Genomic DNA, 20,685 nt, shown 5'->3' on the forward strand with positions numbered 1-20,685 from the left:
AAAATCGTCTCGGGAAAAAGAAAAACCCCCTCTCCGCGTTCCAGTGAACCGGCGAGGGGATAATTCAGCGTTTTGACGAGGGACCTTGTCCTCGTATGAGTATGAAGCTAGCACGGGGTTCGGGGAGATGCAGCTGGTTCTCCCTGATTGTCCGCTATTTTCCGCTTCTTGACGGAGGGCGAGGGAAGCGTCTGATACTTGATTCATGATGCCGAAACTCACGCGCGCCACTCTCCGGTCGGTTCGCCCCACCAGCCAGTGGAGAAGCGTCGGGGGCGGGCGCTAGCCTGGGGGCATGAGTGCTACAGAGTCTTCCGCGCAGGGGCCCGAGGGCCAGCTGGTCGTTGCCGATGTCACGGCCTGGCGCGCCTGGCTCGACACCCACGAGGAAACCTCGGACGGTGTCTGGCTGCACCTCGCGAAAAAGGGCACGCGTGAGCCCACCACGCTGACCTACGCTCAGGCGCTCGAAGAGGCACTCTGCAGCGGCTGGATCGACGGCCAAAAGCGTTCGTTTGATGCCGCCACGTTCCTGCAGCGGTTTACCCCGCGTCGGCGGGCCTCGATGTGGTCGGCCCGCAACGTGGGGATCATCGCCGAACTCGATGCGGCCGGGCGGATCCGTCCGCGCGGCCATGCCGAGGTGGCCGCGGCGCGTGCCGATGGCCGCTGGGATCGCGCGTACGCGGGGTCGGCGGATGCGCGGGTGCCCGCGGAACTCGCCGCGGCGCTGGCCGATATCGCCGGTGCTACCGCGACGTTTGAGGGCCTGAGCGCCGCCGCACGCTATTCGATCCTGCACCCGGTCATCACCGCGCCCAACCCGAAGACCCTGGCCGCGCGGATCGAGCGCGCGGTGGAAAAGATCCGGGTCGAGATGAATGCTGAGGAGCCTCAGACCGAGCGAGAGTAGTCGCCGCAGTAGGGCGCGCTTGGCTCCACCCCAAAACACCCGTGGCTCGGATCCTGAGATCCGAGCCACGGGTGTTTTGCCTGCTCTGTGCCGTTATTCCGAGACGGGTAGTTCGGCGAGGAAGCGGTTGGTTTCGGCGGCGATCAGGGCTGATTCGGTGTGGTGCAGGTAGTGGTCGCCATCCACGGGAATGACCTCGCCGTGGGTGGAGAGCGCCGCCTGCTCCTCGTGGAGGTTGAGCCAGTTCGGGTTGACCTTGTTCGGGTCCTGAGCGAACAGCAGCACGGGCATATCGGCCGGGAAGGTGAGCTTCTTCGCCTTGGCATCGGCGAAGTTCGAGCCGATGCGGCTCATCTCGTCGAGGTAGGTGTTCGACATGGCGTTGCGGTTCACGATCAGGGTGTTCTGCTCGCGGGCGGCCTCGGGATAGTCGGCCGCGTACTTCGCGAGCGAATCGCTGTCGAGGGCGGAGACGGCGCGGACCACGCCGGTGGCCTTGGCGGCGCGCATCAGGTCGATCGGGAAGGCGACGTCCATACCGGGCTGATCCGGAACGCTGGTGTCGATGCCGACGAACGCGGTGACATCCTCGGGATACTTGTTCACGTAGTTCAGCGAGTAGATGCCGGCGATCGAGTGGCCGCCAAGCACAAACCGGTCGATGCCCTGCTGGTGCAGTGCCTCGTGGATCTCGGTCACGATGTTCTCGCTGGTGCGCGGCACATCGGTCTGGTCGCTCAGGCCGTAACCGAAGGGCTCGACCACCACGACGCGGTGGGTCTTCGAGAGCTTCTCGGTCACCGGGCCGAAGTCGATGGCAGGGGCGGAGGTACCAAAGCCGGGGAGCAGCACGATGGTTTCGGGGCCATCGCCGGTGGTGACGATGTTCAGCTTCTTACCGTCAACGGTCGAGAACCTGCCGTAGGGGGTAATCCGGTCTGCTTCGGAGCTGCTGGCGACCGCGTTCACGATCGACGTGGTGGCGAGGGTGAGGCCGATGATCGCCACGATCACACCGAGGACCTTCAGGACTACCTTCAAAAACTTCTTCATTGCTGCGCTCCAGGGCGGGGATCGATGGAGTGATGGCGTGAGCCGAGACACCGGCGGTGTCCCCATCAGAATAACTACGGGTTTGTTATGCATTCGGACCGGATTCCCAGGCTCGTCGGGAATTCGTCGCGTGTCGCCCGCCTTCGGTCGGTCCTGAAGAACAAACTGCGTGATTCGTGCCCCAATCGTTACCGGAATCCCGGCTATGCGGCGGCCTCCTCGCGCTTTCTGGCCCGGTAGGCGGCCGCCTTGACCCTGCTTCCACAGGTCTTCATCGAGCACCACTCGCGGCGGTGGCCGCGGGAGTGGTCGAGGTAGACCTGGGTGCACTCGGGGCGTGAGCACTCGCGTAGCAGCGCCGAATCGGGCCCACCGATGATCGCGACGGCCTCGCGGGCAATGCTGCCGAGGGCGTACTCCGGGGTGCCTCGCGGTTCCCATCCCGCGTCGGTGAGTGCGGCACCGAGGGCCGGGGCGGTGGCGAACTCGTTGAGTTCTCGAACCGCCTCCGCGGGCAGGGGCTCTTCGTGCAGCCGAGCCCAGACCAGGGCATAGATGCTCTCGCGGAGGGCGAGCGCCGCGGTCAGTGTGGCCGCCGAAGACGCAGCCGTGGAGGCGGCACCCGGAAGAATGCCGGACTGCGCGAGCCAGTCGTCGACATCCGCGGGCACGCCGAGGCACTCGGCGGGCACCTCGTTGCGCCGAGCGCGCAGGGTGCCGACGAGGTCGAGGGGGAGGGATCCGCAGGGGAACGCGTGTTTCATGTCACCATTCTGACCGGTGATGCGGTCCGAATGCAAGGTTTCGGAGAGTTTTCGTCACCGGTTTGACAGGTGACGATTTTACGTGTCATGATCGTCACCAGTTAGACCGGTGACGCCGGTTCCGAGATTGGAGCACAGCATGGAACTGAAACTCGAAGTGGTGGTCATCCCCGTCGCCGATGTGGATCGCGCACTCGCCTTCTACACCGGCATCGGATTCCGCCAGGACGCCGACTTCCGCACCGACCGCGGACTCCGCGTGGTGCAGGTGACCCCGCCCGGATCCGAGGCATCGATCATCTTCGGCGAGCAGCTGACCACCGCGGCACCCGGATCGGTCCAGGGTCTCCACCTGGTTACCGCGGACGTGGCGGGTGCAAGACGGGAACTCGCCGACCTCGGCGTCGAGATCAGCGAACTCTGGCACGATGCCGACGGCATCTTCCACTGGGCCGGTGAACAGAACCGGCTGCCGGGCGCCCATCCGGACACCGATAGCTACGGCACCTTCGCCTCGTTCGCCGACCCGGATGGCAACTCCTGGACGATCCAGCAGGTCGTGACCCGCGCCCCGGGACGCTAAGAATGGCGCACACTGCGGGCCGCACGGAGACGGTCCAGACGATCGAACGGTTCCTGCGCGAGGCCGCCTCGGCGCACGGCGTCTATGAGGCAACGGTGCTGAACGGGGTCCACCATGAGGAGTGGCCCGAATGGTACGCGGAACACATGGCACAAAGCCTGGAATCCGCACAGATCACTATCGTTTTTGGCGATCGTGAACAAGGATGGAATGACGAGGCAGTAGCCAGCGACGAGGAGGCACGGCATGAGTGAGAACGACAGCAACGTAATCCGACGCGAGGTGGACGTGGTGGTGATCGGTGCCGGCCCGGTGGGCGAAAATGTGGCCGATCGCACGGTGCGCGGCGGCCTCGAAACCGTGATCGTGGAGCGCGAGCTGGTGGGTGGCGAGTGCTCCTACTGGGCCTGCATGCCCTCGAAGGCGCTGCTGCGTTCGGGGCAGGCACTGCGGGCGGCTCGCGCCGTCCCCGGCGCGGCCGAGGCTATCACCGGTGAGCTCGATGTACCCGCCGTACTCGCTCGCCGAGACTCCTTCACCAGCGGGTGGGACGACGCCGGTCAGGTGCGCTGGCTCGAGGGTGCAAACATTGATCTCGTCCGTGGTCACGGCCGGCTCAGCGGTGAGCGCGAGGTCACGGTGACCGGCCCGAACGGCGAGCTCACGGTCCTGAGCGCGCGCCACGCGGTTGTGGTGGCCACGGGTTCCACGGCGACGATCCCCGGCATTCCCGGGGCGGCCGAGTCCGGGGTCTGGACGAGCCGTGAGATCACCGCGACCAAGCGGGTGCCCGAGCGCCTCGCGATTATTGGCGGTGGCGTGGTGGGTACCGAAATGGCGACGGCGTTTGCCTCCCTCGGATCCAACGTCACGCTCATCGCCCGCGGTACGCTGCTGGCTGGACTCGAAGACTTCGCGGGGGAGTACGTGAGCGACGGGCTGAAGGAGCTCGGCGTGAGCGTGCACACCGGAACCACGACCGATCGCATCGAGCGAGCATCCACCGGTGAGGTCACCGTTTCGACATCGGCCGGGGAGGTGCACGCCGACGAGGTCGTGATTGCCACCGGCCGTGGCGCGCACACCCGCGACCTCGGGCTCGACACGCTTGGGCTCACCCCGGGCGACTGGCTCTCGGTGGATGACAGCATGCTGGTGGACGGGTTCGACTGGCTCTACGCGGTGGGTGATGTGAACCATCGTGCGCTGCTCACCCACCAGGGCAAGTATCAGGCCCGCGCCGCGGGAGACGTGATCGCCGCCCGAGCGACCGGCTCGGCACTGGAGCTCGCGCCCTGGGGCGCGCACGTGGCCACCGCCGATCACGCGGCCGTGCCGCAGGTAGTATTCACCGACCCCGAGGTGGCGGCCGTGGGCCTCACCGAGGCCGCCGCACGCGATGCCGGATACGACGTGCGGGTCGTGGACTACAACCTCGGCTGGGTGGCCGGTGCCAGCCTGCAGCGCGACAACTATCGCGGAAAGGCCCGTCTCGTGATCGACGCGAACCGCGAGGTGATCCTCGGTGCCACGTTTGTGGGGCCCGAGGTGGCCGAGCTGGTGCACACGGCGACCACCGCGATCGTGGGCGAGGTGTCGATCGGTCGGCTCTGGCACGCGGTGCCGTCCTATCCGACGGTCAGCGAGATCTGGCTGCGCCTGCTCGAGGAGTACGGCCGGCCGCGGGTGGGTGAATCGCGATGACCGATCCGCTCGGACCGGCCGACCATGCGGCAATCGCGCGGTACCTCGGCGTGCTGCGTGACTCCCGAAACGGTATCGATGCGCGCACCGTGGCCGCGTTTGAGCGGCTGACGCCGGCTCAGCTGGACCTGATTCTGGAGCGCCTCGCGGCACCGGCGGGAGCGGGGGCTGCAGCGGCTCCCGCGGCATCGGCGGCGTGTGCGCCCGTGACGAAAATCGAAGCGGCGGCGAAGTCGGAGACCTCGGAGGCCCCCGGTGCGCGGATCCGGCGTCGGTTTTTCGGCGGGGCTAGCGCACGCGATATTCGCTCGACTGGGCGTATCACCGGCCTAGCGCTCGCACTATTTGCAGTGGTGATCGGTACGGGGGCGGTGATCGCAGCGACCACCACACCCGCACCGATGGCGGGCCCCACCGAGCACAGCATCAGCGACGGTAGCTTCGGCACCGACTCGGCCGAGGATCTGGCAGCTCAGCTTCGCCAGGCCGCCCTCCTGGATCAGCAGACGGGACTCGACTACTAGCGGTCTCGGCTCGCCGGCCCTCCTAGCCGTGACCCGGCTTTGGCTCGGCCGCGCCGTTCGAGCCCGACCAGGCCGACCAGAGCGAGGCGTAGCGCCCGCCCGCGGCCACGAGATCCGCGTGCGGCCCGTCCTCGATGATGCGGCCGTCCTCCATCACGATGACCCGATCGGCACGTGCCGCCTGGTCGAGACGGTGAGCGATGACGAGCGCCGTCCGTCCGGCGAGCAGGGCCTCGGCGGCACGGTCGAGGATCCGGGCGGCATCGCTTCCGGCCTCCGCGGTGGCCTCATCGAGGATCACCGCGGGCGGGTCGAGAAGCGCGATGCGAGCGAGTGCGAGGTGCTGGGCGCGCTCGGCGGTGAGGGCAAAACCGCCCCCGCCCACCCGGGTGTAGATTCCGTCGGGGAGGGCCGACACCCAGCCCCGCGCGCCGACCAGCATGAGCGCCGCCTCGAGCTGTTCGGCCGTGGCACCCGGGCGTGCGATCAGCAGGTTTTCGGCCACCGAGCCGGCAAACACGTGCCCCTCCTGGGCGACGAGTGGCACCGGGGTGTCGGTAGGCTGCCCCGCGAGTACCGGCCCCGCGAAGCCGAGGGTTGCCGCGCGCTGACCGGCGATCACCGCCGCGAGCGTCGACTTCCCCGAGCCGCTCTCGCCCACGATGGCCAGGTGTTCCCCGGGGGCCACCTCGAGGTTGAGGTCGCTCAGGATGGCGAGACTCTCGTGATATCCGAATCCGAGCCCGCGGGCGGCCAGCCCGATGGCGTGCCCGCGCGAGCTAGCGGCCTCGGCAGTGGCATCGTCACCGTCACCGGCGTCGGCGTCGCGGGCGTCGCCCGAAAGCGCGGGATGGGTCAGCACCCCGACCAGGCGGGCGAGCCCGGCCGCCGCCCGCTGCAGCGTGCCAAAGACGCCGAGCACGGTGTTGATCGGGTCAAACAGCCCGGCAAAGAATAGCGCGGCCGTGACCGCGGCTCCCAGCGGCACCTCGCCCGTGGTGACGAGCAGGTAGCCCGCGGAGAGGATCGCGGCCAGTCCGATCCACTCGGCCAGGTTGAGCCGCGCATAGAAGATCGTCGCGGTGCGTACGGCCGAGAACTCCCAGGTCATCGAGGCCTCGGAGGCGGCCGCGATGCGGGCGCGCTCGCGTCCGCCCAGCCCGAAGGCACGCACGGTGGGGAGCGCCGAGAAGGCGGTGAGGATCGCGCCGGCACGTACGCCGTCCGCGCGGCGGCCGCCCGCATAGATCGGCCCGGACACCCGCAGGTACCGGCGCAGCGCAAACGCCTGCACCGGGATCGCGAGGGCACCCGCCAGGGCGAATCTCCAGTCGAGGGTCGCGAGCCCGGCCAGGGTGATCGCGATGGTGATGCCGGCACCGGCGAACGCCACGAACGCGCCGGAGGCGGCCTCCGAGACCTCCTCGGCGTCGCCGGAAACCCGAGATACCAGGTCGCCGGTACCGCCGGCCTCGACGCTTGCGAGCGGCAGGGTGAGCGCGGCGGCCACGGTCTCTTCACGCAGGGTCGCGACCCCGGGCTGGATGCCTCGGGAGAGCGCGACGGTGGCCAACCAACCAAAGCCGGCCTGGCCGAGTCCCGCGATCAGCAGGAGGGCCCCCGGGCCGAGTAGCGCGACCGGATCGGTGCCGGTGGCGATCAGCTCGGTGATCCAGCCGATGGCGGCGGGCCCCGCGAGCCCGCAGACGCTCGCGGCGATGAGTGCCAGCAGGGCCGCGGCCAGAATGCCACGGTGGCGTCGGAGCAGCGGCCAGATCACCGCGCGGACCGCGCGGGAATCGGCGATGGGCAGGGGAGTGGAAGCGCGCTGTGTCATCGCAGGACCGCCGTTCGATAGTGCGCATTGGATGCGAGAAGCTCCGCATGGGTGCCGGTGAGCGCGGGGGAATCCGCCGCGAGGTAGACCACCCGCTCGCAGTGCGCGAGCCAGGCGGGGGAGGTGGTGAATACGATCGTGCCGCTATCTTGGCGCAGCGCCGCCACCCGTTCGGCAATCAGCTGCTCGGTGGCGGCATCGACGGCGGTGGTCGGGTCGTGCAGCACCAGCATCCCCGGGTCGGTGGCCAGGGCGCGCGCCAGCGCCAGGCGCTGTCGCTGGCCGCCCGAGAGCGCACCGCCGCGCTCGCCGATATCGCCCGCCCAGCCCTCCGTGGACTGCTCGGCGATCTCCTCCGCATGGGCGGCGTGGGCCGCACGCGCGGCCTGGCCGGTGGGTGCGGCATGAGGGGCGGGCGTGGCTGGGACGGAGTGCACCCCGGAGACACCCTCACCCAGCGCCTCGGCCAGCGTGCCGGCAAACAGCGCGGCATCATGCGGAGACACCAGCACGGCCCTCCGTAGGCGTTCGGATTCGAGTGCCGCATAGGCAATGCCATCGAGCCGGATTTCGCCCGTCTCGGGCACGCGCTCGCGTGCGATGAGCGCCGTGAGTTCATGCGCTGTGGCGGCGTTCGAGGCGACGACCCCGGTGACGCCCGATCCCGGAAACACCACGCTGAGCGGTTCGGTTGATCCCGCGATGGGAGCCACCCGGTGCAGCGAGAGGTCGGGTCCGGCGGCATGGGCGTCTCCACCGGTCTCGCCGGTGCCTCCGCTGCTCCCGTCGCCCTGCCGTGCAGCGGGAGCGTTCAGGATCGCCGCGATTCTCTCTGCCGAGGCGCGGGCACGGGCGAGGGCGGTGCCGGCATAGGCGAGGGTATCCATCGGGCCGATGACAAAGCGCGCGAGGCCGAGGGCAGCGACGAGCCCTCCGGGGGTGAGTGTACCGGTGAGGGCCAGGTAGCCGCCGAGGATCGTGATCACCGCGAGGTAGGTGCCGGTGAGCGCGGTGCCGATCGCGGTGAGGGTGGCCGCACCGGATGCCGCGTGCAGGGTCGTGCCGAGAGCGCGCTGGCTGGCGTCCCGATACTGCCGGGCACCGGCGCGGGTCGCCCCGAGGCCGCGCAGCACGCGCAGCCCGCGCACGAGATCCTCGGCGAGCACGATGACGCGCCCGCGATCGTCCTGCTCGAGGCGGCTGCGCCGCTGCACGGGACGGGCCGCCATTCCGAGCACCACGAGGAGGACCACCGTCCCCACCAGGATGACGATGCCCAGCGGAAGCGAGGTGGCCAGCAGCATCACGGTGCTGGCGAGCAGCACGACGGCCGCGGCAATGGTGGTGGCGAGCATCCCGGCAAACGCGCCGAGACGCCCGGCATCGGAGTCCGCACGGGCGAGCAGCTCGCCCGGGGCCGCCTCGACACCGCCGGCGGGATCGAGAATGCGGTCGCTCAGCCACAGCCGCACCGCGTGCTCACCGTGCTGTTTCGCGCGCATGCTCGCGCGGGCACCGAGGCGATACGCGAACGACAGCATGGCAAAATCTGCGGCGAGGATCGCGAGCCACAGAATCAGTGCCCCGGGGTCTCCCGGCTCGATGGCCGCGCCGATCGCCACGCCGATGATCACCGGTACCAGCGCCTCACCCAGCTGGTGAATCGAGTACAGAATCGTGGCCAGGACCAGGTCGGTTTTCCGGGTTCCGAGGGTTTTTTGGATGAGCAGGGCGGGGGATACGGATGACGCGGGCACTACAACAGATTAGGATGACCTTAGTTATGACGTAAAGTCGGTGGCACGCCAATCTCTGTCGATGATCGGCCATCCGGCATTTTCTTGCCCGTGTGGCGGCGAAGGGATACCTGGTGGGTGTTGCGAGTGTGATCGGGCTGGAGCGATTCGAAATGGATCGCGGACAAAAGTTCCGAACCCACGTACACGACTATCACCAGCTCGCCTGGGCGAGCTCCGGCGTGCTGATGGTCGACGTTGAGGACCACTACTGGGTGCTGCCGCCCACGCTCGCCCTGTGGATCCCGGCCGGGGTGTGGCACGCCTCCGCCGCGCTGCAGCGTTCGACCATGGAGGGTATCTACCTCGACCCGGCGCGCTGCTCGCTGGCCTGGGAACAGCCCACCGTGGTGGCGGTGTCTCCGCTGGCCGCGCAACTGATCGGTTACCTCGCCGGGGACCTCGATCAGCAGGCTCGGGTCAACGCCGAGGCGGTGCTGCTTCAGGTACTCGAACCGGTGGACAAGGCCACGATCGAGCTGCCGCTGCCCACCGACTCCCGCGCCCGCGGGGTGTCGGCGATTCTGCTGGCAAACCCCAGCGATCAGCGGGGTCTGGAGGTTTTGGCCCGGCAGGTGGGCGCGAGCCCCCGCACGCTGCTGCGCCTGTTCGTTGCCGAGACCGGGCTCACCTTTACCCAGTGGCGGGTGCACGCGCGGCTGCAGGCGGCTATGGCGTACCTCGCCGCGGGAGAGCCGGTCGCGCGGGTGGCCGATCGGGTCGGTTACGCCACCTCGAGCGCGTTTGTTGCCGCCTTCCGCCGGGTCACCGGGCACACCCCGGCCGCCTACTTCGCCGCGGCGACCGTGGGCTATCGGGATGCCCCCACCCGCACGGATTCGGCGGCGTAGCGGGCGGTCAGCGCCGATTCCTCACTCCTCGGGCGGTTCGATCGGTGCCAGCAGCACGGCACCCGAGCCGCGCTCGCCGAGGGCGTCGTTGGGGTTGAATACGCGGCAGGAACCGAGGGAGACACAGCCGCAGCCGATGCACTGGTTCATCTCGCTCTCCAACCGCTCGAGTTCGAGTCGGCGCGCGGCGAGCTGCCCGCGCCAGGAGGCGTTCAGCCGGTTCCAGTCGCGGAGCGAGGGCATTCGATCCTCGGGAAGCGTCGCGAACTGCTCGGCCACCTCGGTGAGCGGGATGCCGAGCCGTTTGGCCGTCTGGATGATCGCGATTCGCCGCTCCACGTGGCGCGGATACAGCCGGTGCCCGCCCGAGCTACGTTCGGAGTGGATGAGGCCGCGGCGCTCATAAAAATGCAGGGCGGATGCCGCAACCCCGGTGCGGCGCACGATCTCGCCGATCGGCAGCAGATCCGTGGGGCTGCGCTGTGGTGCGTTTTGCGCGTCGCGCTTGATCTCAACCATGGTTGAGATTTTAGCCTGTAGGTATGCACACTGAAACAACCGAGGACCGCGGGTCCTGGGCAGACCTCCTCCGCGGCTCAAACGGCGCAATCTCCCTGGTACTGGCGGGCGGTGTGGCACTCTACGCGATCACCGTCTACGTGATCGGCGCCCTCCTCCCGGCCCTCACCGCCGAGCTCGGCGCCGGCGAACTCTATGCCTGGGTCAATACGGCCTACCTCACCGCCTCGGTGCTGGCCTCGGCCATGACCGGGCGCGTGTCGATCCGGCTGGGCACGCGCGGCGCATACACGCTGGCGTTCCTGCTGTTCGCGGCCGGATCCCTGATCATCACGCTGGCCCCGGCCATGAGCATCGTGGTGGCGGGCCGGTTTGTGCAGGGTCTCGGCGGCGGATTCCTGGCCGCCCTCGCCTACGTGTCGATCAGCGCACTGCTCCCGCGCGCGGTGTGGACGCGGGCAACCGTGCTGATCACCGCGATGTGGGCCATCGGCGGTATCGCCGGCCCCGCCCTCGGTGGTGCGTTTGCGGCGGCCGGTACCTGGCGCGCCGCGTTCATCATCCTCACCGTGGCGGCGGGCGTGCTCGGAACGTTGGCCCTGCTCGTGATCCGGGTGCCGCGAAACCCGGATGCTGCGGTGCCGGGCCTGGCTGCGGCCTCGCTCGCCCTGATCGTCGCCGGTGCCGTGCTGTTCAGCGTGGCCACGCTGTTTTCCGGTCTCGTCCAGGGGGCGGTGATCGCGGCGGGCGTGCTCGCCCTCGTCCTCTTCGTGGCGGTGGATGTGCGCGCCGCCTCACCGCTGCTGCCCGCGATGACGTTCCGGCGCGGCTCCCAGCTGCGCTGGGTGTACCTGGTCATCGGTCTACTCGCCGGTTCGGTCATGATCGAGGCGTTTGTGCCGCTGTTCGCCCACGAAATCGGCAACGTTCCGGCGCTGCCCGCGGGCTACCTCGGTGCCGTGCCCTCGCTGGGATGGACGATCGCCGAGGTCTTCAGCGCCATGATTCACGGAGAGCGCGCGCGGCTGCGCGCGCGAACGGTGGCGCCGTTTCTCACCGTGGCCGGCCTGATCGGGTTTGCCCTCGTATCCGGGACGCTCGACGGCGGCGCGGTTCTGACCGGCTGGATCGTGTCTCTCGCGCTGATCGGCATCGGGGTGGGCCTCGGCTTCCCGCACCTGAGCGTCGCCGCGATGTCGGCCGTCGAGGGCGAGGAGGAGGGGGCGCTGGCCGCCGCGGGGGTCAGTACCGTGCAGCTGCTGAGCAACACGATCGTCACCGCCCTGGCGGGTATTCTGCTGGGGACGACCGTGGCCGGACTCACCTCGGCCCAGGTCGTATCGGGCGGTCTGGCGATCCTGGTGGCGGTCACCATCCCCGCCGCGCTGCTGATCGCGCGCCGCCTGCGCACCCCCGCACACCGGTGAGGCTTCCTGCGCGAACCATTCTTCCGAATGACCTGAATGATGCGTGGGATGGATGGATTTTGGGGGAAATCACCATAACGTAGGAGCATGTTACGAAACCGCGCTCGATTGTTGACCCTCGCCGGTGCCGCCCTGGCACTCACGGTGACGGTGTCCGGCTGCGCCGGCATCGATGAGCTTGTGACGCGCACCAAGGCCGCGAGCTATCAGGATCGCGACGCCCTCATCAGTTCCGGTATCGCCGCCAGCTGGGTGCCGCGTGACGCGCACCGCATCCGCGCCTCACGCTCGCTGGATGGTGCCGATATGTCCGTCCTGATCACCTCGAAGTCGGGTCTTGACCCGCGGAAATGCCCGCGGGTTGCGCGGAAGTCCACCCCCTCCTACGTGCTCGCAGGCGCGCCCAACGCCTACGCGGCGAAGGACGTCTTCGCCTGCGGCGAGTGGAGCGTCATCCCAACCCGCGGCGGATGGTTTGGCTGGACCCCCAACCACCCCGGCGAATCACAGACCAAGCCCACGGGCAAGCCCGCGGTACACGCCGAGTAGGCCTCGAACGGCCGGGGGCACCGCGACACCGAACACCACCCGAGGGAGCGCTCCCGAGGGGGTGTTCTGCGTTACTCCGCCAGGTCGATGAGCCAGTCGGGCAGCGCCATCGTAATCAGCTGCCCAAAGACCCCCTCGTGGACGTAGCCGACGCGCAGGGTGAGCGCCTGGCCGATATCGCGGTAGCGCACCAGCACGCGGGCCGTGCCGTCCGCACCAAACGTGCCCGACAGGGCGAGCTTCGCGTTGGGTGACCCCCAGGTTGCACCCGGCCAGCCGCGGATCGTCCACTCCACCCCGGTGAAAGTCACCCGCGGATCACCGGCGCGGGAGGGGGCGAAGAAGGCATCGTCCACGACCAGGGTGGGGGCAGATTCGCGGCCGTCGAGACCGCGCTCGGTCGCGGTGATCGTCACGCCGAGCGGCGTGATTCCGCCGAGCGCGGGCGTCGCCCAGCTGCCGTCGGAGGCGACCCTGGCCCGGCCGAGCTCTACCCAGGTGACCAGTGGAGACACCGCGGTGCCGGGAATCGGGGCCGTGCGCGGTGCCGCGAGCGCGCTCATCGGCACGGAGAGTGCGGTGAGTGACGCCGGGTCATCCAGGTGGCCGCGCACGATGATCTCGGCCCCGGGGGTGCCGCCGGTTCCGGCGAGGGAGAGCGTGCCGCGGGAGGCATCCAACCGCGTGTCGACGTCGTGCGGCGGGATCGGGTCCTCCGGGCCACCCGGGTCGGGGGTGGGCTCGGGCTCGGGCGTGGGCGTGGGCGTGGGCGTGGGCGTGGGCTCGGGTGTCGGGTCGGGGGTCAGGGTCGGGTCGGGCGTGGGTTGCGGGGTCGGGTCCGAGGTTGGATCCGGGGTCGGTTGCGGGGTTGGTTGCGGAGTGGGCGTGGGCTCGGGCGTCGGCGCGGCGCTCGGCGTCGATGTGGGCGTCGGCGTCGGCGTCGGCGTCGGGCTCGAGGTCGGAGCATCGCTCGGTCGCGGCGTAGACGTAGGCGTAGGTGTGGGTGTCGGTGTCGGTGTCGGTGTCGGTGTCGGCGACGGCGACGAGCTGGGCGAAGGGCTCGGCGAGGGCGTTGCACTCGGCACCGGGCTCGCGGAGGGTGTGGGAGTGGACGCCGGGGGCATCGGCGGGATGGTGCCCGGTGTGGGGGCCGCAGGGGGAGCGGTGGGGTCGCCCGGGCGCGAGGTATCGGCGAGGGTCGGCACAGTATCGGAGGCCGCGTCCTCATGATCGGATCCGGGGGACGCGGTGCCAGAACCGCCCGCCCCACCGCCGGAACCGTCCGAGCCACCCGTGCCAGCGGAACCGCCGGCACCAGCCTCGCCGGCCGCCGCGGGGGCGGGCGGGTCGATCGCCGGCTGCAGCATCACGAGGAGCCCGGCGGCCAGGGCCACCGCGGGCACCCCGGCACCCATCGCGATCTGCGCGGTCTTGGAGGGGAGGAGCTTGCGAATGAGCCCCGGAATCAGCGAAACCGCGCCGGTCAGCGCGAGACCAACGGAGGCGGCCTGAACGCCAAACAGGTACCACTGCTCGCCGCAATTCTCACAGGAGTCGATGTGGGAGAGCAGCGCCGAACGAATCGGATGCGGAACCGTCGACCACCGCAGGTCGGCAAATCGGCCCACCGTGTCGGCACAGGAGTCCGCCACCAGCGGGCCCGTGAACGCGGCCACGACCCAGGCTTTCCGCAGACGCACGCGGGCCCGGTGCAGGGCCTCGCGTGACTGCCCGGGATTCATCCCGACGCGGGCACCGGCATCGGCCACGCTGATGCCGTCGATCTCCACGGCGGTCACAAAGTCGCGGTCGCGGTCCGAGAGCGTCCCGAGCGCACTTCCGAGCTGGTCGCGATCGGCGAGGGTACCCAGGTGATCGCCGGGTTCGGGCGTGATACCCGGAACGTCTTCGGCGGTACCCACCGCAATCTGCCGGCCCTCGCGCGCCCAGGCGGTACGGACGGTGTTTTGAATGGTGCGAGTGAGATAGCCGCGGAACTCGCCGCGGGGGCCACCGCCACCGCGCAGCGCGTCAAAAATCTTGCTGAAGGAATCGGAGACGGCGTCCTCGGCGAGCTCGCGATCCATCGAGTTGGCCAGGCGAAGTGCATAGGCGTGATGGCGCTCCCAGAGCGGTCCGATCGCCGCGAGGTTGCCGGAACGGACCTGATCGCACAGATCGGAATCGGGTGCATTCGACACGGCCGCGGCTCCTTCGGGTGGCGCGCGCACACCCGCGGAGGGCCTGGGTGGGGCCGGCGTCGGGTGACGGGTGGGTGATGATCCGGCTGGGTGGGCCGAATGGGCGAAAGCCCTCCCCGATTGTAGACCAGTGATCACGACACGGGATGGTGTGTGACGCGGGTGTTTTCCGCCGAAACGGGTGGGTTTTCCCGGCCGGACGGTGTTCCGCGCCGCCGCGTCGAGGTTCGGGTTCGCCGCGGCGGCGCATCCGTGCGGCGAGTGGGTGGCTCGCGGTGGGCACGGCGGGTAAGACCGAGATCGAGTCTCGGCGGGGGGAGGATCGACCCGGGATAGGTGCTCGCCACCCGACCGAGTGCGTGCCTGACAGATCCTTCTGACGGGTGCGTATTCGGGGGAATAGGGCGGCGAACACCCCCGGAATCACGAACGGAGTGACTACCGGGTGGGGTCTTCCACACCCTGACCACTAGCGAACGCGGCGAGCGTTACACCCCGCGCCGAAACTCCTCCTACTTTTTTTGACGTTCCCGAACGGCGGCCGCCGCATCCTCGTCCACCAGGTGCGCGTTGACCACCGCGCTGGCGCGCACACCGGCGGCTGCGGCAGCCCCCACCTGAGCGCCCAGATCCGCGGCGTTGCCCACGACCCAGACGCCCGGGGTGGATGTCTGCCCGGTGGGATCCGCCGTGATGAAGGTGCCCATCGGGATCTCGGTGATCGCCAGATTGAGGCTCGCGCAGGCGGCGACGTTGGCGTGCATGGCCGGCGCTACTACGACCGCGGTGCGGGGAACCAGGGTGCCGTCCTCGAGCCGAACGCCGGCGAGGGCGTCATCGGCAATGTCGAGCCCGGCCACCGCCGCCTCGATGATGCGGATTCCCAGCGCGGCAAACTCCTCGCGCGTTTCGGCCGCCAGCGGCTGCTCCCGGGTGAAGAACACGATGTCGCGGCTCCACTGGTGAAAGAGCCGCGCCTGGTGCACCGAGTTTGGCCCGGTGGCGAGGATGCCGATCGGCTGATCGCGTACCTCCCAGCCGTGGCAGTACGGGCAGTGCAGCACCTCCCTGCCCCAGCGCTCGCGTACGCCGGGAATGTCGGGCAGCTCATCGGTGAGGCCGGTGGCCAGGATGATGCGCCGCGCGGTGATCGCTACATGCTCCGCACCCTCGCCGACGTGCACGGTGAAGTGGTGACCCCCGGGGCTCGCCTCGATATCGCTGACGGTGCCGGGCCGGATGTCGCCACCGTACGCGCGCACCTCGGCTCGTCCGCGTTCGAGCAGTTCGAGTGGGGGAATACCCTCGAGCCCGAGGAGCCCGTGGGCGCCGGCCGCGGGGGCGTTTCGCGGGGCACCCGCATCAATCACCAGTGTGCGGCGGCGGGCCCGGGCCAGGGTGAGCGCGGCCGAGAGCCCGCCCGCGCCGCCGCCGACGATGACGACGTCAACGTCGGTCTCGGGGGCGGTGGCTGGGATCTGTGCGCCGGGGCTCTGTGCGCCGAAAGGCGGGGTGGATGCGGGATGCCGTGTGGTCATGGGGTCCTCCTTGTGGGGTGGATTCCATGGTCCAACGCCGTGCAACAAATTGGCAAAGTCTTTTGCCAAACGGAAAAACTTCGGTCATGCTGGGGGTATGGACGATGCACGGCGAACCCTCGATGCTCTCGGTGAACGACTGCGCCGGCTGCGGCAGCGACGCGAGCTGACCCTGAGTGAGCTGGCTGAGCGCACGGCGATCTCGATCAGCACCCTCTCCCGGCTAGAGAGCGGTGCCCGCCGCCCCACGCTGGAGCAGCTGTTGCCGCTCGCCCGCGCGTACGGGGTCACCCTGGACGAGCTGGTTGACGCACCGGAGACCGGTGATCCGCGGGTGCACGTGCGCCCCCACGTGCATCGCGACGGTACCCGCACGATTCCGCTCACCCGCCGGCCGGGCGGAATTCAGGCCTTCAAAATGGTGCTGCCGCCCGCGCGCTGCACGCCCCCGGAGACCCTGCTCACCCACGAGGGGTACGAGTGGGTGTACGTGCTTTCCGGGCGGCTGCGGCTGATGCTGGGGGAGCGCGATATGGTGTTGGCTCCTGGCGAGGCGGCGGAGTTTGATACCCGAACCCCGCACTGGTTTGGCCCGCTGGAGGGCGGCACTGTCGAGGTGCTGAGCCTGTTTGGCAAGCAGGGCGAGCGGGCGCATACGCGGCTGGCCCCGGGGCGTGAGCCCCAGGGCCAGGTGTAGCGCAAGCGCTAGCTGTTTTGCTAGGCGGCGGTTAGCCAGTGGCTTACCAGTGGCTAGGCGGCGGCTACGCGGTGGTCACGCCGGGGTTGGCGAGCACCGCGCGGGAGCGCAGCGAACCTGCGGCCAGCGCGGTGAGCACGTCTCCCGCGGTGTTCATATCGAAGCTGTCCACCACGGTGCGGATCTTGCCCGCGGCGGCCAGCTCCAGCACCTCGCGCATCTGGGCACGGGTGCCGATCACCGAGGCGTGAATCGTCTGCGCCTTGTTGAACGGGAACCCGTCGAGGGTCAGCGCAACACCGTTGACCAGGGTGCCGCCCCACTTCAGGGCGTCGAATGCCTGCGCGGTCACGGCGTCCGCCGGGGCGAAGGTGATCACAGCGTCGGCGGTATCGGCGATTCGGGCGAGTGCCTCGGGGTCGCGCGAGTCCACGGTCTCGGCCGCGCCGAGCTCGCGCGCCACCTCGAGGTGCTCGGGGGTACGGCCAACGGCCACCACCCGTGCGCCGGTGAGTGCGGCAAACTGCACGGCCATGTGGCCCACGCCGCCCAGGCCGAAGATCGCGACGGTGTCGCCGGCACCGATGGTGAGCTTGTCCACCGCGGCGAACGCGGTGATTCCCGGGCAGAACAGCGGGGCGCTGTCGACCAGGTCGAGGTTTGCCGGCACGTGATAGGTGTGTGCGGCGGTTGCGATCATGTACTCGGCATAGCCGCCATTCACGTGCTCGCCGGTGATCTTGCGGTCGTGGCAGAGGTTTTCGCGGCCGGAAACGCAAAACTCGCAGGTCTCGCAGGAGGACCACAGCGGCTGAACGCCCACCGGATCGCCCACCGCAAAACCGGTCACGCCCTCGCCGAGTGCGCTCACGTAACCGGTCACCTCGTGACCGGGGATGATCGGGCTGATCGCGGGTACGCCGCCATCCACCCAGTCACCCTCGATCATGTGTAGGTTGGATCGACAGACGCCACAGGCCACCACGTGGATTTCGAGCTGGCCGGCGGCGGGGGCGGCGCGGTTGGTTTCGCGCCAGGTGAGGGGTGCCTGCGCGATCGGCGCGGGCTGGTCAAGTTCCTGAGCAAACATTGAAGAAGTCATGTGACCACGCTACGAGCCGCCGCTCGCGCGCGTCCAATAGAAGAATTCTATGGATGCTTTTTAGGCACTCAGTGCCGCGGCGAGTTCCGCCCGGGACCCCTGAATTGCGGGGGTCGGCAGGAACGTCTCGGCGAAGGCGTGGGCGGTCTGATCCGCGGCCTCCGAGAGCACGAGTCGAATCTCCCAGCCAAGCGTGGGGTCATCGATCCTGGCCCGCGGTAGCTCCGCGGCCTCGGTTTTCGATGCCATCGATTCGGGCACGATCGCGACGCCGCGACCCCGCGCCACGAGGCGGAGCAGCATGTGGACGTCTTCGAGGGTCATGATGCTCTCGCGGGCGATGCCGTGCCGTCCCCATGCCTCGTCAAGAATGCGTCGCGCCGCCCAGGTATCGGCGAAATCGAGGGTGTCGACGCCGTTGAGTTCGTCGGGGCGGATGCTCTCCCGGCTGGCCAGCGGGTGCCCCGCGGGCCCCAGCAGCACAAAAGACTCCCGGCGCAGCTCAATCGAGCCCGCCGGGGCGGCCTCGGTGAGTCCGTTGGCGACGAGGGCCAGGTCGATCTCCCCGGTGTTCAGCTGGGTGCGCAGGATCGCGGTGGACGCCTGCGAGAAGTGCAGGTTCGTCTGCGGGTGGGCCGTACCGAAGGCGTCGATCAGGTCGGGAAGGTCAACAAAGTCGCCCAGACACTGCTCGGCACCGAGGCGGGTGGTACGCGGCTGTGCCGTGGCCGCCCGCAGCAACTCCTCCTGCGCCCGTCGGGCCTCGCCGAGCAGGAGTGCGGCGCGGGGCCGGAAGGCATCTCCGGATGCGGTGAGGGTGGCACCACCGCGCCCGCGGGTGAAGAGCTCCACGCCGAGTTCGCGTTCGAGCGCCCGGATCGAGGAGGAGAGGCCCGGCTGGCTCACGAAGCTGCGTTCGGCAGCGCGGGTGAAGTTCTCCTCGGCCGCGACGGCGAGGAAGAACTCGAGTTGACGCAGGTCCATTAGCGGGGCTCCTCGGTGCTGTTGGAATCTGTGCTGTCGGAATCGGTGGGCCACCGCGTGAGGGCGTGATCCAGGACGGAGATGAGGCGGCGCCAGGACACCGCGGCATCGGGGTTCGAGGCGGAGAATCCGCCCGCATCATCGAGCCCGATGAATCCTCCCAGGCTCGACCCCACGATGCGCACCGCGTGGGTGATCTCGGGCTCGGGGACGCCGTATCCGCGGCACACCTCGGCTACCTCGGAGGACACCCGACGAGCCGCGGCGACGTAGTCGTCGCCGGTGCTCGTGGCCCGGCTCGCCTGCCAGAGGCCGGGATGTTCGTGGGCGAAGGCGCGCATGACCTCGGCGAGAACGCTCAGGGCGGGAAGCGCGGTGAGCCCCGAGAGGCGAGCCTCGAGGCTATCGGCGAGGACGGTGTGGGCGCGCGTGCCGATGATCTCGCGCAGCGCGTCGAGCCCGCGCACGTGGGCGTAGAGGCTCGCGGGTTTGACTCCGAGTTCGCGGGCGAGGGCCGAGACGGTGACGCGATCAAAGCCCGCGCGATCGGCGAGATCGGCGGCCACCGCGGTGACGTGGTCGAGGGTGAGCCCAACGGTTGCGGCCATGATCTCCTCGGTTTCTGTGGCGGTGTCCTCTCTGGATTATAGGTCGCGGCGGCGGTCCGGCGAGTGGGTCGGGCCGCCACCGCACGCATTATGCTTCGTTGTCGGTGGCGAGCGCGGAAATCCGGGCGACCTCCTCCGCACTGAGTGTTACATCCAGCGCGGCCATGTTTTCGCGAAGATGGGTGAGGCTCGTGGTGCCCGGAATCGGCAGGATGCGCGGCGAGAGGTGCAGGAGCCAGGCGAGTGCCAGCTGGCCGGTCGTGATGTCGTGTGACGCCGCGATGGGGTCAAGCACCTCAAAAATGGGGGTGGCGTTTTCAACGCTTTTTCGAATGCTCATCGGCCACCATGGGGAAAATACCCCACCGTCCGCGAGCGTTGCCCTCATGAGAGCGCCGCCGGTGCGGTTGGCAATGTTGAACAGTGCCGTGGTGGCGGCAATCGGCGCGATCTCGCGGGCGATCGCGTACTGCTCGATTGTGACGTTCGAGAGCCCGATGTTTTGGATAACACCTTCGATTTGGAGGTCGCGAAGGGCACCCACCTGGTCTTCGAAGGGCGCATCGGTCGCGTATCCATTGTGCAGGTAGTACAGCGGGATGGAATCAAGACCGAGCCTCGACAGGCTCATCTTCGCGCTCTGGCGGAGATACAGGGGGTTTCCGATGGAGCCGAGGGTGTCGTAGTCGAAACCCCCGCGAACGAATCCACCCTTGGTGGCAATCGTAAGTTCGGGATAGGGGTGCAGTGCTTCGCGGATGAGCGTCTCGTTTGTGTGAGGGCCATAGACATCCGCGGTGTCGATGAAATCGACGCCCTCTTCGCGCAATGCTCGGAGGAGGGCGAGGCCGCCCGCGTGATCGGGGTACGGGCCCCATACCTGTTCGCCGGTGAGCTGCATCGCACCGAATCCAACGCGGGTTACGGTGTGGGTTGTGCCAATGGTGATGGTTCTACTGGTCATTGGAGCGGCTTTCTCATAAAATGGGGAGCGTCCCCATAAAAGTGGGGAGTGTCCCCATTCTAAATGGGGAC

At 68.9% G+C, this 20,685-nt stretch carries 20 protein-coding genes; 9 read left to right on the forward strand and 11 right to left on the reverse strand.

The genetic code is table 11. The features are described 5' to 3' along the window. The first annotated feature begins 295 nt into the window (after window positions 1-295). Window positions 296-913, forward strand: a complete 618-nt coding sequence (locus D9V32_RS01185) for a YdeI/OmpD-associated family protein (protein ID WP_121647067.1) — start codon at window positions 296-298, stop codon at window positions 911-913. Window positions 914-1,006: 93 nt separating this feature from the next. On the opposite strand, the gene D9V32_RS01190 is transcribed toward D9V32_RS01185, so the two are convergent. Then, entirely contained in the window at window positions 1,007-1,966 is a 960-nt protein-coding gene (locus D9V32_RS01190) for an alpha/beta fold hydrolase (protein ID WP_121647068.1), read from the reverse strand. Window positions 1,967-2,169: 203 nt separating this feature from the next. Continuing rightward, complete coding sequence (locus D9V32_RS01195) at window positions 2,170-2,730, reverse strand: CGNR zinc finger domain-containing protein (protein WP_121647208.1); 561 nt, start codon at window positions 2,728-2,730, stop codon at window positions 2,170-2,172. 139 nt (window positions 2,731-2,869) lie between these two features. Here D9V32_RS01195 and D9V32_RS01200 point away from each other — a divergent pair, with 139 nt between their 5' ends. The 4 genes from D9V32_RS01200 to D9V32_RS01215 are packed head-to-tail and all read left to right on the forward strand — an operon-like array spanning window position 2,870 to window position 5,541. After that, complete coding sequence (locus D9V32_RS01200) at window positions 2,870-3,313, forward strand: VOC family protein (RefSeq protein WP_121647069.1); 444 nt, start codon at window positions 2,870-2,872, stop codon at window positions 3,311-3,313. A gap of 2 nt (window positions 3,314-3,315) precedes the next feature. Next, on the forward strand, window positions 3,316-3,567 hold the full coding sequence (locus D9V32_RS01205) for a hypothetical protein (RefSeq protein ID WP_121647070.1): 252 nt from the start codon (window positions 3,316-3,318) through the stop codon (window positions 3,565-3,567). Further along, window positions 3,560-5,017: a dihydrolipoyl dehydrogenase family protein gene (locus tag D9V32_RS01210; protein WP_121647071.1), complete on the forward strand. Its 1,458-nt coding sequence runs from the start codon at window positions 3,560-3,562 to the stop codon at window positions 5,015-5,017. Before D9V32_RS01205 ends, D9V32_RS01210 begins: the two co-directional genes overlap by 8 nt. After that, window positions 5,014-5,541, forward strand: coding sequence for a hypothetical protein (locus D9V32_RS01215; RefSeq protein WP_121647072.1), 528 nt, complete (start codon window positions 5,014-5,016; stop codon window positions 5,539-5,541). The genes D9V32_RS01210 and D9V32_RS01215 overlap by 4 nt, the downstream gene beginning before the upstream one ends. 22 nt (window positions 5,542-5,563) lie before the next feature. Here D9V32_RS01215 and D9V32_RS01220 read toward each other — a convergent pair whose 3' ends face one another. After that, window positions 5,564-7,378, reverse strand: coding sequence for an ABC transporter ATP-binding protein (locus D9V32_RS01220; protein WP_121647073.1), 1,815 nt, complete (start codon window positions 7,376-7,378; stop codon window positions 5,564-5,566). Further along, entirely contained in the window at window positions 7,375-9,135 is a 1,761-nt protein-coding gene (locus D9V32_RS01225) for an ABC transporter transmembrane domain-containing protein (RefSeq protein WP_121647074.1), read from the reverse strand. Before D9V32_RS01225 ends, D9V32_RS01220 begins: the two co-directional genes overlap by 4 nt. A gap of 92 nt (window positions 9,136-9,227) precedes the next feature. Between D9V32_RS01225 and D9V32_RS01230 the strand changes: the two genes are divergently transcribed. Further along, window positions 9,228-10,025 (forward strand): AraC family transcriptional regulator, encoded by a 798-nt coding sequence (locus tag D9V32_RS01230; RefSeq protein WP_220700628.1) that lies wholly within the window; start codon window positions 9,228-9,230, stop codon window positions 10,023-10,025. 21 nt (window positions 10,026-10,046) lie between these two features. Here D9V32_RS01230 and soxR read toward each other — a convergent pair whose 3' ends face one another. Beyond that, window positions 10,047-10,544: a redox-sensitive transcriptional activator SoxR gene (gene soxR, locus D9V32_RS01235; RefSeq protein ID WP_121647075.1), complete on the reverse strand. Its 498-nt coding sequence runs from the start codon at window positions 10,542-10,544 to the stop codon at window positions 10,047-10,049. A gap of 23 nt (window positions 10,545-10,567) precedes the next feature. Here soxR and D9V32_RS01240 point away from each other — a divergent pair, with 23 nt between their 5' ends. Together D9V32_RS01240 and D9V32_RS01245 are read left to right on the forward strand one after the other, a co-directional pair. Continuing rightward, on the forward strand, window positions 10,568-11,971 hold the full coding sequence (locus D9V32_RS01240) for an MFS transporter (RefSeq protein WP_121647076.1): 1,404 nt from the start codon (window positions 10,568-10,570) through the stop codon (window positions 11,969-11,971). A gap of 87 nt (window positions 11,972-12,058) precedes the next feature. Continuing rightward, window positions 12,059-12,520 carry a hypothetical protein gene (locus D9V32_RS01245; RefSeq protein WP_147440362.1) on the forward strand — a complete coding sequence of 154 codons (462 nt, stop codon included), beginning with the start codon at window positions 12,059-12,061 and terminating at the stop codon, window positions 12,518-12,520. Window positions 12,521-12,591: 71 nt separating this feature from the next. Here the strand turns inward: D9V32_RS01245 and D9V32_RS01250 are convergent, their stop codons facing one another. Both D9V32_RS01250 and D9V32_RS01255 read right to left on the reverse strand, forming a co-directional pair. Then, on the reverse strand, window positions 12,592-14,721 hold the full coding sequence (locus D9V32_RS01250; protein ID WP_121647078.1) for an RNA polymerase sigma factor: 2,130 nt from the start codon (window positions 14,719-14,721) through the stop codon (window positions 12,592-12,594). Window positions 14,722-15,233: 512 nt separating this feature from the next. Continuing rightward, window positions 15,234-16,259, reverse strand: a complete 1,026-nt coding sequence (locus D9V32_RS01255) for an NAD(P)/FAD-dependent oxidoreductase (RefSeq protein WP_121647079.1) — start codon at window positions 16,257-16,259, stop codon at window positions 15,234-15,236. Between the two features lie 97 nt (window positions 16,260-16,356). Here D9V32_RS01255 and D9V32_RS01260 point away from each other — a divergent pair, with 97 nt between their 5' ends. Further along, complete coding sequence (locus D9V32_RS01260) at window positions 16,357-16,956, forward strand: XRE family transcriptional regulator (RefSeq protein WP_121647080.1); 600 nt, start codon at window positions 16,357-16,359, stop codon at window positions 16,954-16,956. A gap of 64 nt (window positions 16,957-17,020) precedes the next feature. On the opposite strand, the gene D9V32_RS01265 is transcribed toward D9V32_RS01260, so the two are convergent. The 4 genes from D9V32_RS01265 to D9V32_RS01280 form a co-directional block, all read right to left on the reverse strand. After that, the gene (locus tag D9V32_RS01265; protein ID WP_121647081.1) at window positions 17,021-18,058 is read right to left on the reverse strand and encodes an alcohol dehydrogenase catalytic domain-containing protein; all 1,038 of its coding nucleotides are present in this window, start codon (window positions 18,056-18,058) and stop codon (window positions 17,021-17,023) included. Window positions 18,059-18,118: 60 nt separating this feature from the next. Then, on the reverse strand, window positions 18,119-19,042 hold the full coding sequence (locus D9V32_RS01270) for a LysR family transcriptional regulator (protein WP_121647082.1): 924 nt from the start codon (window positions 19,040-19,042) through the stop codon (window positions 18,119-18,121). Next, on the reverse strand, window positions 19,042-19,650 hold the full coding sequence (locus tag D9V32_RS01275; RefSeq protein WP_121647083.1) for a TetR/AcrR family transcriptional regulator: 609 nt from the start codon (window positions 19,648-19,650) through the stop codon (window positions 19,042-19,044). Before D9V32_RS01275 ends, D9V32_RS01270 begins: the two co-directional genes overlap by 1 nt. An 88-nt stretch (window positions 19,651-19,738) precedes the next feature. After that, window positions 19,739-20,614: an aldo/keto reductase gene (locus D9V32_RS01280; RefSeq protein WP_121647084.1), complete on the reverse strand. Its 876-nt coding sequence runs from the start codon at window positions 20,612-20,614 to the stop codon at window positions 19,739-19,741. Between the last annotated feature and the right edge of the window lie 71 nt (window positions 20,615-20,685).

Origin of the sequence: Mycetocola tolaasinivorans, from assembly GCF_003667565.1 — a bacterium.
GTDB lineage: Bacteria > Actinomycetota > Actinomycetes > Actinomycetales > Microbacteriaceae > Mycetocola > Mycetocola tolaasinivorans.

Bases quoted from the DNA above. Each gene is read 5' to 3' on its own strand.
- D9V32_RS01200 (WP_121647069.1), top strand. From the start codon at position 2,870: ATGGAACTGAAACTCGAAGTGGTGGTCATCCCCGTCGCCGATGTGGAT.
- D9V32_RS01185 (WP_121647067.1), top strand. From the start codon at position 296: ATGAGTGCTACAGAGTCTTCCGCGCAGGGGCCCGAGGGCCAGCTGGTC.
- D9V32_RS01240 (WP_121647076.1), top strand. From the start codon at position 10,568: ATGCACACTGAAACAACCGAGGACCGCGGGTCCTGGGCAGACCTCCTC.
- D9V32_RS01195 (WP_121647208.1), bottom strand. From the start codon at position 2,730: ATGAAACACGCGTTCCCCTGCGGATCCCTCCCCCTCGACCTCGTCGGC.
- D9V32_RS01275 (WP_121647083.1), bottom strand. From the start codon at position 19,650: ATGGCCGCAACCGTTGGGCTCACCCTCGACCACGTCACCGCGGTGGCC.
- soxR (WP_121647075.1), bottom strand. From the start codon at position 10,544: ATGGTTGAGATCAAGCGCGACGCGCAAAACGCACCACAGCGCAGCCCC.
- D9V32_RS01220 (WP_121647073.1), bottom strand. From the start codon at position 7,378: ATGACACAGCGCGCTTCCACTCCCCTGCCCATCGCCGATTCCCGCGCG.
- D9V32_RS01270 (WP_121647082.1), bottom strand. From the start codon at position 19,042: ATGGACCTGCGTCAACTCGAGTTCTTCCTCGCCGTCGCGGCCGAGGAG.
- D9V32_RS01245 (WP_147440362.1), top strand. From the start codon at position 12,059: ATGTTACGAAACCGCGCTCGATTGTTGACCCTCGCCGGTGCCGCCCTG.
- D9V32_RS01255 (WP_121647079.1), bottom strand. From the start codon at position 16,259: ATGACCACACGGCATCCCGCATCCACCCCGCCTTTCGGCGCACAGAGC.
- D9V32_RS01280 (WP_121647084.1), bottom strand. From the start codon at position 20,614: ATGACCAGTAGAACCATCACCATTGGCACAACCCACACCGTAACCCGC.
- D9V32_RS01205 (WP_121647070.1), top strand. From the start codon at position 3,316: ATGGCGCACACTGCGGGCCGCACGGAGACGGTCCAGACGATCGAACGG.
- D9V32_RS01190 (WP_121647068.1), bottom strand. From the start codon at position 1,966: ATGAAGAAGTTTTTGAAGGTAGTCCTGAAGGTCCTCGGTGTGATCGTG.
- D9V32_RS01265 (WP_121647081.1), bottom strand. From the start codon at position 18,058: ATGACTTCTTCAATGTTTGCTCAGGAACTTGACCAGCCCGCGCCGATC.
- D9V32_RS01215 (WP_121647072.1), top strand. From the start codon at position 5,014: ATGACCGATCCGCTCGGACCGGCCGACCATGCGGCAATCGCGCGGTAC.
- D9V32_RS01260 (WP_121647080.1), top strand. From the start codon at position 16,357: ATGGACGATGCACGGCGAACCCTCGATGCTCTCGGTGAACGACTGCGC.
- D9V32_RS01210 (WP_121647071.1), top strand. From the start codon at position 3,560: ATGAGTGAGAACGACAGCAACGTAATCCGACGCGAGGTGGACGTGGTG.